The 16,044-nt window shown below is 52.5% G+C and carries 10 protein-coding genes, 7 tRNA genes and 3 rRNA genes; 18 read left to right on the plus strand and 2 right to left on the minus strand.

From position 1 onward, the window contains the following. Window positions 1-23: 23 nt before the first annotated feature. Entirely contained in the window at window positions 24-752 is a 729-nt protein-coding gene (locus ABA45_RS03055; RefSeq protein ID WP_048384299.1) for a DUF6776 family protein, read from the plus strand. 111 nt (window positions 753-863) lie between these two features. Then, on the plus strand, window positions 864-1,217 hold the full coding sequence (erpA, locus tag ABA45_RS03060) for an iron-sulfur cluster insertion protein ErpA (RefSeq protein WP_014869905.1): 354 nt from the start codon (window positions 864-866) through the stop codon (window positions 1,215-1,217). A gap of 71 nt (window positions 1,218-1,288) precedes the next feature. On the opposite strand, the gene ABA45_RS03065 is transcribed toward erpA, so the two are convergent. Together ABA45_RS03065 and ABA45_RS03070 are read right to left on the minus strand one after the other, a co-directional pair. Beyond that, window positions 1,289-2,386 (minus strand): anhydro-N-acetylmuramic acid kinase, encoded by a 1,098-nt coding sequence (locus ABA45_RS03065; protein ID WP_048384300.1) that lies wholly within the window; start codon window positions 2,384-2,386, stop codon window positions 1,289-1,291. A 2-nt stretch (window positions 2,387-2,388) separates the two neighbouring features. Continuing rightward, the gene (locus tag ABA45_RS03070) at window positions 2,389-3,822 is read right to left on the minus strand and encodes an OapA family protein (RefSeq protein ID WP_048384301.1); all 1,434 of its coding nucleotides are present in this window, start codon (window positions 3,820-3,822) and stop codon (window positions 2,389-2,391) included. Between the two features lie 302 nt (window positions 3,823-4,124). Between ABA45_RS03070 and tyrS the strand changes: the two genes are divergently transcribed. The 16 genes from tyrS (at window position 4,125) to nusG (ending at window position 16,020) form a co-directional block, all read left to right on the plus strand. Then, window positions 4,125-5,327: a tyrosine--tRNA ligase gene (gene tyrS, locus ABA45_RS03075; protein ID WP_048384302.1), complete on the plus strand. Its 1,203-nt coding sequence runs from the start codon at window positions 4,125-4,127 to the stop codon at window positions 5,325-5,327. 487 nt (window positions 5,328-5,814) lie between these two features. Next, window positions 5,815-7,355 (plus strand): 16S ribosomal RNA (locus ABA45_RS03080). A 110-nt stretch (window positions 7,356-7,465) separates the two neighbouring features. After that, window positions 7,466-7,542 (plus strand) — tRNA-Ile (locus ABA45_RS03085). 16 nt (window positions 7,543-7,558) lie between these two features. Next, a tRNA-Ala gene (locus tag ABA45_RS03090) sits at window positions 7,559-7,634 on the plus strand. 365 nt (window positions 7,635-7,999) lie between these two features. After that, a 23S ribosomal RNA gene (locus ABA45_RS03095) occupies window positions 8,000-10,892 on the plus strand. Window positions 10,893-10,991: 99 nt separating this feature from the next. Continuing rightward, window positions 10,992-11,105: ribosomal RNA gene (gene rrf, locus ABA45_RS03100) — 5S ribosomal RNA — on the plus strand. The 16S, 23S and 5S rRNA genes sit together here with 2 tRNA genes alongside, the layout of an rRNA operon. 262 nt (window positions 11,106-11,367) lie before the next feature. Continuing rightward, the gene (locus ABA45_RS03105; RefSeq protein WP_048384303.1) at window positions 11,368-12,333 is read left to right on the plus strand and encodes a biotin--[acetyl-CoA-carboxylase] ligase; all 966 of its coding nucleotides are present in this window, start codon (window positions 11,368-11,370) and stop codon (window positions 12,331-12,333) included. Beyond that, entirely contained in the window at window positions 12,330-13,073 is a 744-nt protein-coding gene (locus ABA45_RS03110) for a type III pantothenate kinase (RefSeq protein ID WP_048384304.1), read from the plus strand. The genes ABA45_RS03105 and ABA45_RS03110 overlap by 4 nt, the downstream gene beginning before the upstream one ends. Window positions 13,074-13,326: 253 nt before the next feature. Then, window positions 13,327-13,402: transfer RNA gene (locus ABA45_RS03115), tRNA-Thr, on the plus strand. Window positions 13,403-13,441: 39 nt separating this feature from the next. Then, window positions 13,442-13,525, plus strand: a tRNA-Tyr gene (locus tag ABA45_RS03120). Window positions 13,526-13,534: 9 nt separating this feature from the next. Next, window positions 13,535-13,609: transfer RNA gene (locus ABA45_RS03125), tRNA-Gly, on the plus strand. Between the two features lie 13 nt (window positions 13,610-13,622). After that, window positions 13,623-13,698, plus strand: a tRNA-Thr gene (locus ABA45_RS03130). A gap of 49 nt (window positions 13,699-13,747) precedes the next feature. Then, window positions 13,748-14,944, plus strand: a complete 1,197-nt coding sequence (gene tuf / locus ABA45_RS03135; RefSeq protein ID WP_014869911.1) for an elongation factor Tu — start codon at window positions 13,748-13,750, stop codon at window positions 14,942-14,944. Window positions 14,945-14,996: 52 nt separating this feature from the next. Further along, window positions 14,997-15,072 (plus strand) — tRNA-Trp (locus ABA45_RS03140). Between the two features lie 33 nt (window positions 15,073-15,105). Continuing rightward, complete coding sequence (gene secE / locus ABA45_RS03145; RefSeq protein WP_048384305.1) at window positions 15,106-15,474, plus strand: preprotein translocase subunit SecE; 369 nt, start codon at window positions 15,106-15,108, stop codon at window positions 15,472-15,474. 12 nt (window positions 15,475-15,486) lie between these two features. Next, window positions 15,487-16,020, plus strand: a complete 534-nt coding sequence (nusG, locus tag ABA45_RS03150; RefSeq protein WP_014869913.1) for a transcription termination/antitermination protein NusG — start codon at window positions 15,487-15,489, stop codon at window positions 16,018-16,020. Window positions 16,021-16,044: the final 24 nt, after the last annotated feature.

The raw sequence follows: 16,044 nt of genomic DNA on the forward strand, positions 1-16,044 counted from the left end.
AGCTGCTGGCGCGGTGCTCAAGGGTGGTTAACTCCGCCCTTCAAACAACCAAAACTGCAGGTGTTGGCTGGCGCTGGTTGATGTTGGCGCTAATGTGCGGGACGTTTTTGGCCGGCGGCTACTGGGCCGGTGTGCAGCACGGCACTGGTAGTGAACGTGCGCGCCTGGGCCAGGTTAAAGTTGAACGTGACCAGTTAGAAGCGTCTGCGACAGAGCTACGCAAACAGTATCAGGTAGCGCGGCAGCAAAAAATAAGTTTGGAGCGTGGGCGGGCGATTGACGAGCAAGCGTTGAGCCAGGCTCGGCAGAGCCTTGTGGCGCTGGAAACCAGTAATGCCCAGTTACGTTTGGACCTGGGTTTTTATAAAAAAATCATGGCTCCGGCAAGCGTGGCCAAAGGCTTACAGATTGACCGCCTGAGTATTGATAAAACCCCCGAAGGCGGTTTCAATTTTCGGCTGGTGCTGACCCAGGTTGGTAACAACAAACTCTATCAGTCGGGCGTGGTAGCCGTGAATCTGTTGGCCCAGCCCGGTGATAGTGCAGAGGCAATCCGGCTGCGTGATGTATCGCCACAGATTGATGATGTGGGTGTTAAGTTCCGTTTTCGCTATTTTCAGGACATTAAGGTTTCACTCACGTTGCCCGATGGGTTTGAGCCTCTGGAGGTGCAAGTAGTAGCGCAGCCAAAAGGTAAAGAAACCGTAAACGTCCAGCGTACTTTTTTATGGAGCAAACTGGTGGCGAACTAGCCCGCGGACAGAGGCATCGCGCTGCGCAATATTTGCGTTCTGGTAATAGTTGATTGTTTTAGTCAGGAATACGATAATAATTGAAATTCAGCCAACATTCCGGAGGGGAACTTGAGCGTAGTTCAGCAACAGGTATCAGCCCCGCTGTTTTTCAGTAACAGTGCGGCGGCCAAAGCCAAAGAGCTTATTGATGAAGAAGGCAACGCCGACCTCAAGTTGCGGGTGTATGTAACCGGTGGGGGGTGTTCTGGCTTTCAGTATGGGTTTTCATTCGATGACGCCCAAGACGATGAAGACACAATTATCGAGCGCGACGGTGTGAAACTACTGGTAGACCCGATGAGTTATCAGTATCTGGTAGGTTCTACAGTCGATTATCTGGAAGGTCTACAGGGATCACAGTTTGTGGTGAACAACCCCAACGCCAGCTCCACTTGCGGCTGCGGCAGTTCCTTCTCCATCTAAATCTAACTGGCTGTTGGCGTTGTTTACTAGCTGCCAGCATTGAGTGATGAGCTGTCGGAACGCGGCATTCATTAGGCCGGGTAGATGGCCCCCAACACTCTCGGCCCGCTGGCGCCGGTCACTTCTGGCAGATTGCCACTCAGCCCCAGAACGGTGCGACGAGCTAACCAGGCAAATCCTGCGGGTTCGACCCATTGCGGGTCGAGTCCCAGTTCCTCAGTGCTGTACACCTCAGCCGGGCTAAGCGCCCGAGCAAGTTCGCGCATCAACACGGGGTTCAGTGCCCCGCCGCCACACACATACACCGTAAATGCCGCCGATTGTGGCATCTGCTGAGCAATACTGAGCACCGTAAGCTGTAACAGTGTGCGCTGCACATCTGAGGCAAGTAAGTCTGGGTAACGTTGCAGCCGAGTTTTTATCCAGCCTAGATTAAAACGTTCTTTGCCGGTACTTTTTGGTGCCGGGCTTGCAAAGTAGGCGTCAGTAAACAGATCGCCAAGCAGCGCCTCGTTGACAATACCTTCTTCGGCCAAGCGGCCATCACAGTCAAAATGACGGCCAGTCTGGTCGGCACACCAAGCATCTAACAAGGCATTGGCTGGACCTGTATCAAAGCCGTAAACGCTTCCTGTTCCAACTCTCGGTAGCCAAGTGATATTAGCAATGCCGCCCAAATTGATGATGCAGCGGTCTTCCTCTACGCTGCTGAAGAATGACTGGTGAAACAGTGGCATCAGCGGCGCGCCTTGCCCACCAGCGGCCATGTCGCGGCGACGAAAATCGGCAACGGTCGCGACTCCGGTGTACTCGGCGATGATGTTTGGGTTAGCAATTTGCAGGGAAAATGGCGCGCTACCGCTAGGCTGGTGGCGTATTGTTTGGCCATGGCTGCCCACCGCGCCAATACTCTCTAAAGGTGTGCCGGACTGCTGAATAACGGCGTTTGCAGCCTTGGCAAACAACTGGCCCGTCAGCGTATCCAGCTCACCCAACTCATCGGGTGTCGCGTGATTCTGGGCGGCCAGTTCTAGCCTGGCTCGAAGTTCGGCGGGGTAGGCCAGGGTGTGGCGGGCGTGAAATTCTATGGTGTTGGTTTCAAATGACACCAGCACGGCGTCTATACCGTCCATGCTGGTGCCTGACATTAGCCCTATCCAGGCGGTCATGTTTACTTCCCTGAAGCCAGAGTCAAAGGCAGTTTTTCATTACCGCGTAAGTCGTCTAGCTGTGCCAGCTGTTGCTGAGTGAATTTCTCGAAGCGGGCCAGTTCGGTTTTTGGAATAGGCTTGGCGTCTGGCAACTTAACGGTGCGTGAGTTGCGCGGTGCACCGTTAACCCGGAATTCATAGTGCAAGTGCGGGCCTGTGACCATGCCGGAAGAGCCAACGTAACCGATGGTTTCACCTTGCTTAACTCGCCCGCCATTTTTGATGCCCCTGGCAAGTTTGCTCATGTGGGCATACAACGTTGTAATATTATCGCCGTGTGACAATACAACCGTACGGCCGTAACCGCCTTTCCAGCCGGCAAATTTGATTCGCCCGTTGCCTACCGCTTTAATAGGTGTTCCTGGGGGGGCTGCATAGTCGGTGCCTTCGTGAGGCCTGACGACATCTAACACTGGATGCCGACGCTGCAAATTAAAGGGTGATGAAACCCGGGCGTTTAGCGGCACGCGCAAAAAGGCTTTGCGCATACTGCTGCCAGTGGGGCTGTAGTAATCGGTTTCACCCCGAGCGTCTGTGTACAGCATGGCGATGTTGTCTTCGCCGCGATTAACGAAGTTCGCCGACAGGATGCGTCCGCTGCCAAACTTCTCGCCGTCTAGATACAGCTCTTCGTACACCACCTCAAAGCGATCGCCTTTGCGCACGTCGTATACAAAATCGATGTCCCAGCCAAAGATGCCAGCCATTTCCATGGTCAGCCGGTCGTCCATACCGGCAGCGCGGGCCGCCAGGTAAAGGGAGCCATCGATGGTGCCACTAGTAAAAGCTGTTTGCACTTCAGGCTTGCGAACAACCTTTTTGCCAACGAACCCGTCTTCACCGTGGGTAATGCTTAGGCTTTCTAATTTGCTTCGCTGCAGTTCGATCCCGGCAAGGGATCCTTCAGAATCTGTGGCAAAACGGAGGGTCTCGCCGGCGTAAAGGCGCTGCAGTTTCTTGGCTTCGCCTGTTCCATGAATAACCGACAGCATAATGCCATCATTAAAGCCGGCCTTTTTGAACAGAGACGACAAAGTGTCACCCGAACGAACATCAAACGATTGCACGTCTATGGCCGGCTTGCCTGGGCCAGGGAGAAGGGCTTCGGCTGCAAGCGCGGTCGAAGGCGCGACGGCAGTTGTCAGATTTGAATTTACGTTGGTTGCGGTGTTCGATGCTTGGGTTGCTTTTGCTTGTGCCCCAGGCACTAACAATGTTGGTAGCGCAGGAGGAGAAGTAACAACGGTAGTGGCTGCGCCCGATTCAAGATCAAGCGTGATGGACATGCGCTTGGCTTCTACATCTGCACTCGGGCTCATCATCATAGCAGTGGTAACAACAACGGTGGCTGCTGCTGCGATGGTAATGTGCGTCTTGGGGAATGTTTTAAACACGTATTTCACCCGTTTAAGTCGATATTTCGGCCGCTTGTGCCGCTGTATTAAATCTGATTTTAATAGTCTGACTGATAGATTACCGTATAAGAATCATCGGCAACAGACGTCAACATTACAGTTGCGGTGTTTGTTACGCGGATTTCTCGGAGCGCGATTGTTATAATGCGTCGCCACGACGACTCAGCGATGGTTAAAAACTGAACAGTGGTATGTTAGCAAAGTCGCGGCGAATAGGCAGGGTTGTTATCAAACTCTGTGAACTGGAGCTGTTTCAAATCAAATTATGAGGTGGGGTGTTCATGGCATCGATTGATGAATCGCTAGCGCTTATTAAGCGTGGTATCGACGAGCTAATTCCCGAGGAGGAGTTAGTCGCCAAACTTAAAGAAGGGCGCCCGCTGCGTATTAAGGCTGGTTTTGATCCCACTGCGCCTGACCTTCACCTTGGCCACACGGTGCTTATTAACAAGCTGCGCCAGTTCCAGGATTTGGGTCACGAAGTCATTTTCCTGATCGGAGACTTCACCGGTATGATTGGCGACCCGTCGGGCAAGAGTGCTACCCGGCCGCCGCTGACCAGTGAGCAGGTAGCGGCTAATGCGGTTAGCTATAAAGAGCAGGTGTTCAAAATTCTGGATCCCGCCAAAACTCGCGTTGCTTTTAATTCTGAATGGATGAGCAAAATGAGCGCTGCCGACATGATTGCTTTGGCGGGGCAGTACACAGTAGCTCGCATGCTCGAACGCGACGATTTTGACAAGCGTTACACCGGTGGTCAGCCGATTGCGATACACGAATTTCTATACCCGCTCATTCAGGGATACGATTCGGTTGCCCTGAAGGCAGACGTCGAACTCGGCGGTACCGATCAGAAATTTAATCTGCTGATGGGGCGGGCGTTGCAGAAGAATTACGGTCAGAAACCGCAAGTCATATTGACGGTACCCATTCTTGAGGGTCTGGATGGGGTGCAAAAGATGTCCAAGTCGTTGGGCAACTATGTAGGTGTGAATGACGCGCCTGGTGAAATGTATACTAAGTTGCTGTCGGTACCTGATGGGCTGTTATGGCGTTACTTTGAATTGCTGAGCTTCCGGCCTTTGGCTGAAGTAGAAGAGTTTCAGGCCCAAGTAAGTTCCGGAGCTAACCCGCAGGACTATAAAAAGCTGCTGGCAGAAGAGCTGATTACGCGCTTCCATAATGAAGACGCTGCGAAGACTGCTCACAAGTCTGCGGGCAACCGTGTGGCGCTAGGCGAAATACCCGACAACGTGCCCGAGGTAAGCGTTGCGCTGGAGGGGCAGGAACAGTTGGCAATCGGTACGGTGCTGCGTATGGCCGGATTGGTCAAGAACGGCGCAGCAGCGCGGGATGTGTTGGGCCGCGGTGCTGTATTTATAGATGGCGTAAAGCTTGAGGGCGACAGAATGTTTGCCGAAGGCGACACCTGTGTTATCCAGGCCGGCAAGAAGAAGGTTGCGCGTATTACTATGGTGAAATAGGCAGACGACGGGGATTTGAACTTTTTTCAGATTGGCCGTTGACGTGTACCGAGAAGTCTGTAGAATGCGCATCTCGCTTGAGGGACAGCCGGTTACAGAGAGGCAGGAATTGAGCGGGAACTGTTTAGTAAGACGTTGAAAAGTTTAGGAAATCTGATTTAAACTTTGAACGCGAAAACGGTTGACACGGTTCGGATACGCTGTAGAATGCGCTTCTCGAATCAAGCATTACCAGCCGGTTGATTCGGTGGTTTTGGAAAGAAGATCTTCCGGAGCGGCTCGAAATACACGGTTGACAGGAAAGCGAAACGATGTATAATTCGCCTCCTGATTGAGCCACGGCTCAAACGCTCTTTAAAAAATTAACCAAGTAATTCGTGTGGGCGCTGACTGGAGTATTTCGGTAAGAAATACCAAGTCAACGACTCGTCAAGAATTGAGTTTTTGTACTTGAGCAGATTTAAGATCTTCGGATCTTGTATGATTTAAACTGAAGAGTTTGATCATGGCTCAGATTGAACGCTGGCGGCAGGCTTAACACATGCAAGTCGGGCGGAAACGATGGTAGCTTGCTACCAGGCGTCGAGCGGCGGACGGGTGAGTAATGCTTAGGAATCTGCCTAGTAGTGGGGGATAGCCCGGGGAAACTCGGATTAATACCGCATACGCCCTACGGGGGAAAGCAGGGGATCTTCGGACCTTGCGCTATTAGATGAGCCTAAGTCGGATTAGCTTGTTGGTGGGGTAATGGCCTACCAAGGCGACGATCCGTAGCTGGTCTGAGAGGATGATCAGCCACATCGGGACTGAGACACGGCCCGAACTCCTACGGGAGGCAGCAGTGGGGAATATTGGACAATGGGCGCAAGCCTGATCCAGCCATGCCGCGTGTGTGAAGAAGGCTTTCGGGTTGTAAAGCACTTTCAGCGAGGAGGAAGGCCTTAAGACTAATACTCTTGAGGATTGACGTCACTCGCAGAAGAAGCACCGGCTAACTCCGTGCCAGCAGCCGCGGTAATACGGAGGGTGCAAGCGTTAATCGGAATTACTGGGCGTAAAGCGCGCGTAGGTGGTTATGTAAGCGAGATGTGAAAGCCCCGGGCTCAACCTGGGAACGGCACTTCGAACTGCATGGCTAGAGTGTGGTAGAGGGTAGTGGAATTTCCTGTGTAGCGGTGAAATGCGTAGATATAGGAAGGAACACCAGTGGCGAAGGCGGCTACCTGGACCAACACTGACACTGAGGTGCGAAAGCGTGGGGAGCAAACAGGATTAGATACCCTGGTAGTCCACGCCGTAAACGATGTCAACTAGCCGTTGGGGATCTTGAATCCTTAGTGGCGCAGCTAACGCACTAAGTTGACCGCCTGGGGAGTACGGCCGCAAGGTTAAAACTCAAATGAATTGACGGGGGCCCGCACAAGCGGTGGAGCATGTGGTTTAATTCGACGCAACGCGAAGAACCTTACCTGGCCTTGACATGCAGAGAACTTTCCAGAGATGGATCGGTGCCTTCGGGAACTCTGACACAGGTGCTGCATGGCCGTCGTCAGCTCGTGTCGTGAGATGTTGGGTTAAGTCCCGTAACGAGCGCAACCCCTATCCCTAGTTGCTAGCAGGTAATGCTGAGAACTCTAGGGAGACTGCCGGTGACAAACCGGAGGAAGGTGGGGATGACGTCAGGTCATCATGGCCCTTACGGCCAGGGCTACACACGTGCTACAATGGCGCGCACAGAGGGCTGCAAACCCGCGAGGGGGAGCCAATCTCACAAAACGCGTCGTAGTCCGGATCGGAGTCTGCAACTCGACTCCGTGAAGTCGGAATCGCTAGTAATCGTGAATCAGAATGTCACGGTGAATACGTTCCCGGGCCTTGTACACACCGCCCGTCACACCATGGGAGTGGATTGCACCAGAAGTAGTTAGTCTAACCTTCGGGAGGACGATTACCACGGTGTGGTTCATGACTGGGGTGAAGTCGTAACAAGGTAGCCCTAGGGGAACCTGGGGCTGGATCACCTCCTTAAACGATGCCGAACGCTTCGGTCAGAGTCCACACGAATTACTTGGTTGATTAATTAAAGAGAGCAAAGGGTCTTTCAGGCCCAGCGGTCTTGTTGAAAAACAAGCGAAACCGGGTCTGTAGCTCAGTTGGTTAGAGCGCACCCCTGATAAGGGTGAGGTCGGTGGTTCAACTCCACCCAGACCCACCAGACTTGCATAGCTTTTGGGGCTATAGCTCAGCTGGGAGAGCGCCTGCCTTGCACGCAGGAGGTCAGCAGTTCGATCCTGCTTAGCTCCACCATTATACAAGTGGTCTGAATAATCTGAGAACCCTGAGAACCCTGAATGTCCTGACTTCGGTCAGTGTACAGAAAAAAGTATTTCAGTTTAGCGTCCGCTAAGTCTGAAGTTCTTCTTTCTGATCACTGGGTCAGATTTGCTCTTTAACAAATTGGATGAGATAGAACACGAATACTTTTCTCTACGGTCTTTGAGGAAAGTGTTCAAGTGATAACGATTTTTTCAAGCGTTATCCGGTGTTGTCGTTGAAGTGGTTGTTTATAACTTCGAGTGACGGTCTCTAATGTTCCCTGGAACACTCTGTTCGACTTCGGTTGAGCGGCGGTGGGCTTGAGTCATTGGCGATCAGTTGTCTTGGGGTTATATAGTCAAGCAACTAAGCGCATACGGTGGATGCCTAGGCAGTCAGAGGCGATGAAAGACGTGGAAGCCTGCGATAAGGTTCGGGGAGCTGGCAAACGAGCTGTGATCCGGACATTTCTGAATGGGGAAACCCACCCAGTTTAGGCTGGGTATCTTACACTGAATACATAGGTGTAAGAGGCGAACCGGGAGAACTGAAACATCTAAGTACCCCGAGGAAAAGAAATCAACCGAGATTCCCTAAGTAGCGGCGAGCGAACGGGGACTAGCCCTTAAGCTAGACAACTGGTAGGAGAAGGCTCTGGAAAGTGCCGCCATAGTGGGTGATAGCCCTGTATCCGAAACCTGAGTCTAGTGAAATCGAGTAGGACGGGGCACGAGAAACCTTGTCTGAATATGGGGGGACCATCCTCCAAGGCTAAATACTCCTGACTGACCGATAGTGAACCAGTACCGTGAGGGAAAGGCGAAAAGAACCCCTGTGAGGGGAGTGAAATAGATCCTGAAACCGTATGCGTACAAGCAGTCGGAGCAGACTTGTTCTGTGACGGCGTACCTTTTGTATAATGGGTCAGCGACTTATGTTCAGTGGCGAGGTTAACCGTTTAGGGGAGCCGTAGGGAAACCGAGTCTGAATAGGGCGAATTAGTCGCTGGGCATAGACCCGAAACCGGGCGATCTATCCATGAGCAGGTTGAAGGTTGAGTAACATCAACTGGAGGACCGAACCCACTGTCGTTGAAAAGCCAGGGGATGACTTGTGGATCGGAGTGAAAGGCTAATCAAGCCCGGAGATAGCTGGTTCTCCCCGAAAGCTATTTAGGTAGCGCCTCGGACGAATACCACAGGGGGTAGAGCACTGTTTCGGCTAGGGGGTCATCCCGACTTACCAACCCGATGCAAACTCCGAATACCTGTGAGTACTATCCGGGAGACACACGGCGGGTGCTAACGTCCGTCGTGAAGAGGGAAACAACCCAGACCGCCAGCTAAGGTCCCAAAATTCCAGTTAAGTGGGAAACGATGTGGGAAGGCTCAGACAGCTAGGAGGTTGGCTTAGAAGCAGCCATCCTTTAAAGAAAGCGTAATAGCTCACTAGTCGAGTCGGCCTGCGCGGAAGATGTAACGGGGCTCAAACTGGATACCGAAGCTGCGGCTGCATACTTTGTATGCGGGGTAGGGGAGCGTTCTGTAAGCCTGCGAAGGTGAGTTGAGAAGCTTGCTGGAGGTATCAGAAGTGCGAATGCTGACATGAGTAACGACAATGCGAGTGAAAAACTCGCACGCCGGAAGACCAAGGGTTCCTGCGCAACGCTAATCGGCGCAGGGTGAGTCGGCCCCTAAGGTGAGACCGAAAGGTGTAATCGATGGGAGACGGGTTAATATTCCCGTACCTTGAGTCACTGCGATGGAGAGACGGAGAAGGCTAGGTAAGCCGGGCGACGGTCGTCCCGGTTTAAGCGTGTAGGGAGGGGACTTAGGCAAATCCGGGTCCTCAATTCTGAGACGTGATGACGACTGCCCATGTGGCGGGAAGTTATTGATGCCATGCTTCCAGGAAAATCTTCTAAGCTTCAGGTGATTTGAGACCGTACCCCAAACCGACACAGGTGGTCAGGTAGAGAATACCAAGGCGCTTGAGAGAACTCGGGTAAAGGAACTAGGCAAAATGGTGCCGTAACTTCGGGAGAAGGCACGCTGGTGGTATGTGACACCCCTTGCGGGTTGAGCAGAAGCCAGTCGAAGATACCAGGCCCCTGCGACTGTTTATTAAAAACACAGCACTGTGCAAACACGAAAGTGGACGTATACGGTGTGACGCCTGCCCGGTGCCGGAAGGTTAATTGATGGGGTTAGCATTCGTGCGAAGCTCTTGATCGAAGCCCCGGTAAACGGCGGCCGTAACTATAACGGTCCTAAGGTAGCGAAATTCCTTGTCGGGTAAGTTCCGACCTGCACGAATGGCGTAACGATGGGGGCGCTGTCTCTACCCGAGACTCAGTGAAATTGAAATCGCCGTGAAGATGCGGTGTATCCGCGGCTAGACGGAAAGACCCCGTGAACCTTTACTATAGCTTCACAGTGAACTTTGAACATGTTTGTGTAGGATAGCTGGGAGGCATTGAAGCGTGAACGCCAGTTTGCGTGGAGCCAACCTTGAAATACCAGCCTGGCATGTTTGAGGTTCTAACTCTGTCCCCTTATCGGGGATGAGGACACTGTGTGGTGGGTAGTTTGACTGGGGCGGTCTCCTCCTAAAGCGTAACGGAGGAGCACAAAGGTGGGCTAAGTACGGTCGGACATCGTACGGTTAGTGTAATGGCACAAGCCCGCTTGACTGCGAGACAGACACGTCGAGCAGGTACGAAAGTAGGTCATAGTGATCCGGTGGTTCTGTATGGAAGGGCCATCGCTCAACGGATAAAAGGTACTCCGGGGATAACAGGCTGATACCGCCCAAGAGTTCACATCGACGGCGGTGTTTGGCACCTCGATGTCGGCTCATCACATCCTGGGGCTGAAGCCGGTCCCAAGGGTATGGCTGTTCGCCATTTAAAGTGGTACGCGAGCTGGGTTTAGAACGTCGTGAGACAGTTCGGTCCCTATCTGCCGTGGACGTTGGAGATTTGAGGAAAGCTGCTCCTAGTACGAGAGGACCGGAGTGGACGAACCTCTGGTGTTCGGGTTGTCACGCCAGTGGCATTGCCCGGTAGCTATGTTCGGATAGGATAACCGCTGAAAGCATCTAAGCGGGAAGCCCCTTCCAAGATGAGATCTCCCTGGGCCCTAGAGGCCCCTGAAGAGCCGTTCAAGACCAGGACGTTGATAGGTTGGGTGTGTAAGCGCTGCGAGGCGTTGAGCTAACCAATACTAATTGCTCGTGCGGCTTGACTATATAACACCCAAGACAATTGCGGATATCGCAACGAAAAAATTATTATCACGGCCCTTAAAGCCAATGTTCTATCTCATCCCCCAGTGATCAACCGTTTTGTCTGACGACCATAGCGGCCTGGTACCACCTGATCCCATCTCGAACTCAGAAGTGAAACAGGCCTGCGCCGATGGTAGTGTGGTTCGCCCATGTGAGAGTAGGTCATCGTCAGACTCTTATTGCTAATTGCCCCGATAGCTCACGCCGTCGGGGCTTTTTTTTTGCCTGAAATACAGCAGGCAAAGGTCTAATCTGTACCCGGTGGGTCACCGGTTCCAGGCTAAGGGACATGCCAGAGGACAGATTTGAAATCTGTCCTCTGGTGAAATGCGTCCTCGCTGGGTGGTTCGCCAATTCCAAGGTCATACGTAAGCTTTGAATTGGTGCGAATTTAGTGTTTAATCCAGCGCTTAGTCATTGACACGGGCACCCCTGAATGAAAGCCAAGGTATTGATAACTCGTTTGAATGACGGCAAGATCCATTCCGGGCAGTCATTAGCCACCGAATTCGGCGTTAGTCGCACTGCAATATGGAAAATAATACAGCGAGCGTTGAAGGAGGGTTTTAACATACGAACCGTGCGTGGCCATGGCTATCAGTTAGCAAGCCCTGTGGATTTTCTGGATCAGGAAATCATCGTGAAAAACGTCGAGTCTGTTAGCTCGCGACCGCTGGCGTTAAGCGTGGTCGATGAAATTGACTCAACAAACGCAGAAGTGATGCGCTTGCTGGCCAGAGGTGAGTGTGTAACGCCTGTTGTCACTGCCGAAACCCAGACCGCCGGCCGTGGTCGTCGCGGTCAGCCCTGGTGTAGTCCGGCGGGCGAGAATATCTATCTGAGCATGGGTTTGTCGTTGTCCGGCGGGTTTTCTGCGGTGGATGGTCTCAGTCTGGTACTGGGCGTGGCAGTGGCAGATGCACTGGAGTACCTTGGAGCTGCGCCAGTAGGGTTAAAGTGGCCTAACGACATCTTCATTGACGGAGCCAAGGTTGGCGGTATTCTTGTTGAGCTTCAGGGTGAGCTACAGGATGGCGTTGTACACGCTATTGTGGGTCTTGGTTTGAATGTACACATGACCGCAGCGCCTGCTATTGAGCAGGCCTGGACCAGTCTCGCGCTTGCGCGACCGCAATTGACTTGGAGCCGTAATGCACTCGTAAGTACGCTGATCACGAGTATTGCAGATGCTAGTGATAAATTCCAAAGTGTCGGCTTTGCTGGTTTTCGAAGTTCCTGGCAGTCTCGAGATGTATTCTTTAGTCGTCACATCATGGCCCGTGATGGCGAACTACAAGGCGTTGGGCAGGGCATCGATCACAGTGGTAACTATGTTCTACGTACAATTGAAGGCGATGTCGCTGTACGTTCCGGTGAAATTAGCTTGCGATTCGCCTCGTGATACTGCTTATTGATTCCGGCAATACTCGCCTGAAATGGCGGCTTGAGCGTCAGAAAAGTGCCGAGGTGTTAGTACAGGGCGTTGGTCTTTTAACCGACGCAGATCCATTGCAGACGCTGTGCTTGCCCAAAGGTTCGCGGGTAATGTCTGTGGCAGTCTCAACCGTTGCCTCTGAGCTGCGCCAGCACAACCTCGTAGCGGCTCTAAAATCGCGGTTTACTGCCCCGGTGACCTGTTACTGGTCCGAGCGTGAGCGCGATGGGTTGGTTAATGGTTATCAGCAACCAGCAAAGATGGGTGCTGACCGTTGGCATGGTATGTACGCCGCCTGGCAGAAGTGTCGGCAAGGCTTTGCGGTCGTCGACGCGGGTAGCGCGGTGACTGTCGATTATGTAGCTGCAGACGGCCATCATTTAGGTGGTTACATACTTCCCGGCTTGCAAATGATGTTGCGTAGCTTGAGCAACGATGCCGCGCGTATTGATTTTAAGTCAGAGCTCAGCCTAGAAAGCCGGCCGGGGCTGTCGACCAACGAGTGCGTCAATCACGGGTTGGCCTGGTTAAGCGCTACCTTTTCAGATCGGGTGTTAGCAGACATACAGAGTTATGGCCTGTGCGATCTGGTGCTGACCGGCGGCGATGCGTTAAGACTCCAGCGCCTGGGTTTGCAAGGGGAGATAGAACCGGAACTGGTGCTTGATGGCCTGGCGAAAGTCCATCGCGAGCGGTTTTACGGTTAGTCGAAGGGTGCAAACGCACTAAAGGTTTAAAAAAGTCGTGGAAACGTCCGTCAAGGGTGGCAACAGTGTGGTGATTTCGGCTAAGCTACGCCCCTCGTTTTGAGTGAGGTTGTACTCAGTTGTTGAGCAGCCTCTTCGGACATAACGAATTGCTCTTGGTAAATCCATTTTGTTGCGTTCAATAAGCGCCAAGGTGTTGCAAAACCAAAAGATAATCCGTAATATACTGGCCTCGTTGTTAAGGCGAGTGTGGGCTGGCGTAGCTCAGTTGGTAGAGCAGCTGACTTGTAATCAGCAGGTCGGGGGTTCGATTCCGTCCGCCAGCTCCATTTTATAGTTTATGCAGGTCCGCGTAGCGGATTTAGCTCGGAGGGGTTCCCGAGTGGCCAAAGGGATCAGACTGTAAATCTGACGCGAAAGCTTCGCAGGTTCGAATCCTGCCCCCTCCACCATTATTGTTCGCGGGCATCGTATAAAGGCTATTACCTCAGCCTTCCAAGCTGATGATGTGGGTTCGATTCCCACTGCCCGCTCCAATTTAGTTCTTGTGCTCATGTAGCTCAGTCGGTAGAGCACATCCTTGGTAAGGATGAGGTCAGCGGTTCGACTCCGCTCATGAGCTCCATTATTTACCGGTCAACGTTACGGTCCTGGTTGATTAGGGAGTTTGTCAGATGTCTAAATCTAAATTCGAACGTAAGAAGCCACACTTGAACGTGGGCACCATTGGTCACGTTGACCATGGTAAGACCACCCTGACAGCTGCCCTGACTCGTGTGTGCCACGATGTATGGGGAACGGGCACCGCAAGTGCCTTTGACCAGATCGACAATGCTCCTGAAGAGCGTGCGCGTGGTATTACCATTGCTACGTCTCACGTTGAGTACGATTCCCCGAACCGTCACTACGCACACGTAGATTGCCCGGGCCACGCTGACTATGTGAAAAACATGATCACCGGTGCGGCGCAGATGGACGGTGCTATCCTGGTTTGTTCCGCCGCTGACGGCCCTATGCCGCAGACCCGCGAGCACATCCTGCTGTCACGTCAGGTAGGCGTTCCTTACATTGTTGTGTTCCTGAACAAAGCGGACATGGTTGACGATGAAGAGCTGCTTGAGCTGGTAGAAATGGAAGTTCGCGATCTGCTGGAAATGTACGACTTCCCGGCTGACGACACTCCGATCATCACCGGTTCTGCGTTGATGGCTCTGGAAGGTCGCGATGACAACGAAATGGGCACTACCGCTGTTCGTAAGCTGGTAGAAGCGCTGGATTCGTACATCCCTGAGCCTGAGCGTGCGATTAATCTGCCGTTCCTGATGCCTATTGAAGACGTATTCTCTATCTCTGGCCGTGGTACAGTTGTAACCGGTCGTATAGAGCGCGGTATCGTCAAGATTGGTGAAGAAGTAGAAATCGTTGGTCTTAAAGACACGGTCAAAACGGTTTGCACCGGCGTTGAAATGTTCCGTAAGCTGCTGGACGAAGGTCGTGCAGGCGAGAACGTTGGTGTACTGTTGCGCGGCACCAAGCGTGACGACGTTGAGCGTGGTCAGGTTCTGTGTAAGCCAGGCAGCATGAAGCCGCACACAAAGTTTGAGTGCGAAGTGTATGTACTGAGCAAAAACGAAGGCGGCCGTCATACGCCGTTCTTCAAGGGCTATCGCCCACAGTTCTACTTCCGTACCACCGACGTAACCGGTGCTTGTGAATTGCCAGAAGGCGTAGAAATGGTTATGCCAGGTGATAACGTGAAGATGGAAGTGACTTTGATTGCTCCGATCGCCATGGAAGATGGTCTGCGCTTCGCGATTCGCGAAGGCGGGCGTACGGTAGGCGCCGGTGTTGTCGCCAAGATTCTCGAGTAATACCCGAGTTAGGGTGTTGCTGGGGTGAAAGTGCACTGAGTAGTTCCGGTGCAGGCCAGTAGCTCAATTGGCAGAGCAGCGGTCTCCAAAACCGCAGGTTGGGGGTTCGATTCCCTCCTGGCCTGCCATTTTTTAACATCTAAATACATAAGTTGATTCCTATGGAGTCAAGATCTGTTCAGTCAAGCAGCCGCTTAGATGTTGTAAAGTGGCTTGTAGTGTTTTTGCTGGTCACGGTTGGCGTGGTTGGTAATCAGTATTTTGCTGCTGAGTCTTTGCTCTATCGCGTGATTGCATTAGTGGTATTAGCTGCCATCGCTGCTTTTGTCGCAGTGCAAACGTCACGCGGTGGCCGCTTTGCGGCGCTTTTGAAAGAGGCGCGTGTTGAAATCCGCAAAGTGGTTTGGCCCACAAGGCCGGAACTCATACAGACAACAGCCATCGTGATTGTGTTTGTTTTAGTTGTCGCTTTGATGTTGTGGATAATGGACTCGCTAATCAGTTTGTTGGTCGCCGGATTTATCGGTTAACGGGAGTGGGTAATGGCTAAGCGCTGGTACGTGGTACATGCGTATTCTGGCTTCGAAAAGCATGTAATGCGCACCCTGAAGGAGCGCATTGCTCTTAACGGACTGGAAGAGCAGTTTGGCGAGATCCTGGTTCCGACCGAGGAAGTCGTCGAAATGCGTGACGGCAAGAAGCGCAAAAGCGAACGCAAATTCTATCCCGGATACGTATTGGTCCAGATGGAACTTGAAGACGCAACATGGCATCTTGTGAAGAATACGCCGCGTGTTCTTGGATTTATTGGCGGTACGAAAGAAAAGCCGGCACCTATTACGGAAAAAGAAGCCGACGCGATTTTACGTCGTCTTGAAAGCGGTGCTGATAAGCCCAAGCCGAAAACTCTGTTTGAGCCAGGCGAAGTTGTTCGTGTTGTTGAAGGTCCTTTTGCGGATTTCAACGGCGTTGTTGAGGAAGTTGATTACGACAAGAGTCGTGTCAAGGTTGCTGTATTAATCTTTGGCCGATCCACTCCGGTTGAACTGGAGTTTGGTCAGGTAGAAAAAGACTGATTTAGCAGCAATAAGATAAAAGCT

Origin of the sequence: Marinobacter psychrophilus (assembly GCF_001043175.1) — a bacterium.
In the GTDB taxonomy this organism is placed as follows: Bacteria; Pseudomonadota; Gammaproteobacteria; order Pseudomonadales; family Oleiphilaceae; genus Marinobacter; species Marinobacter psychrophilus.